Origin of the sequence: Mesorhizobium sp. M7A.F.Ca.CA.002.05.1.1 (assembly GCF_003998335.1) — a bacterium.
In the GTDB taxonomy this organism is placed as follows: domain Bacteria; phylum Pseudomonadota; class Alphaproteobacteria; order Rhizobiales; family Rhizobiaceae; genus Mesorhizobium.
In genome coordinates this window covers 1-1,408 of sequence record NZ_RZQI01001206.1, presented here as the reverse complement: position 1 = coordinate 1,408, position 1,408 = coordinate 1, and the positions used below count along the sequence as shown (strand labels likewise).

At 63.9% G+C, this 1,408-nt stretch carries 1 protein-coding gene; it reads left to right on the top strand.

All coding sequences use genetic code 11. The features are described from left to right. A partial coding sequence (locus EN939_RS34145; RefSeq protein ID WP_164751515.1) for a TCR/Tet family MFS transporter occupies positions 1–1,167 on the top strand: 1,167 nt, incomplete at its 5' end. Positions 1,168–1,408: the final 241 nt, after the last annotated feature.

Here is a 1,408-nt window from a genome sequence, read left to right as displayed (position 1 = left end):
GCCTATCTCAGGGAATTGACCGGGGTCAGCATCAGTGGCGCGGCGATCGAAGGCGGCTGGCTGTTGTTCGTCTATGCGGCGATGCAGTTCGTCTTCGCGCCGATCATGGGTGGCTTGAGCGACCGGTTCGGGCGGCGGCCGATCCTGCTCGCATCGGTGCTGACCTTCTCCATCGACAATCTGATCTGCGCGGTCGCCTGGTCCTACCCGATGCTGTTCATCGGGCGTGTGCTGGCCGGCATTTCAGGCGCCAGCTATTCGACGACTTCAGCCTTCATCGCGGATATCTCGAACGATGAGAACCGGGCAAAGAATTTCGGCCTGCTCGGTATCGCGTTTGGCGTCGGCTTCGTCATCGGGCCGGTTCTGGGCGGGCTGCTCGGCACGTTCGGGCCGCGCGTGCCATTCTATTTCGCCGCCGGGCTCGCCTTCGTGAATTTCCTCATTGCGTTGTTTTTCCTCCCGGAAACGCTCGATGACAAGCATCGCCGCCGCTTCGAGTGGAAACGCGCCAACCCGGTCGGCACGCTGCTGCAGATGCGCCAATATCAAGGCATCGGCTGGATCGGGCTTGTCTTCTTCCTGATGACGCTCGGACACATGATGTATCCGGCGGTCTGGTCGTTCGTCTCCAGCTACCGCTATGGCTGGAGCGAGCAGCAGATCGGCTTCTCGCTCGGCGCCTTCGGCCTGTGCGGTGCGATCGTCATGGCGACGGTGCTGCCGCGCGTGATCCCGAGGCTTGGCGAGTGGAAGACGGCGGTCATCGGCCTGACATTCACGGCAGCCAGCGCCTTCGGCTACGCCTTCGCGTCGCAAGGCTGGATGATCTATGCGGTGATCGTCGTCGGCTGTCTGGAAGCGCTGGCCGATCCGCCGCTGAGGAGCCTCGCCGCCGCCAAGGTGCCGCCCTCGGCACAAGGCGAGTTGCAGGGCGCGATGACCTCGATCTTCTCGATCACCTCGATCATCACGCCGCTGCTCTATACGGCGATCTTTTCCTGGTTCACCGGGCCAAGCGCGCCGGTGACCTTCGGCGGTGCGCCCTATCTGGTCGGCGCATGTTTTCTGACGCTGGCGGTCATCGTCTTCGTCACCAAGGTGGCGAGGCCCGCGGCGCGCGCAAATGTCTCCGCCGGCGTCGCCGAAGATGGAGCGCAGGTGTGAGCCACAGCCGCATTGCGCTCACCTGGGAGGGCCATCCCAGAAGCCAGCGAGGGCCGGGCGGTGGCTTGGACATTCCGATGCGTTCGCTGTGAAGCGCCAATCGTCCTGACGCTTGCGCCGCCCCTTGTATCTGCACGAGATGATTATGTGCGATGGAAGCGATTGAGCCTCGGGCCGGATGGCCATCCGGCCCGAGGCTTGGCGAAGTCGCCCGCTGCCCCTCCGGCTACAACCGTCAATG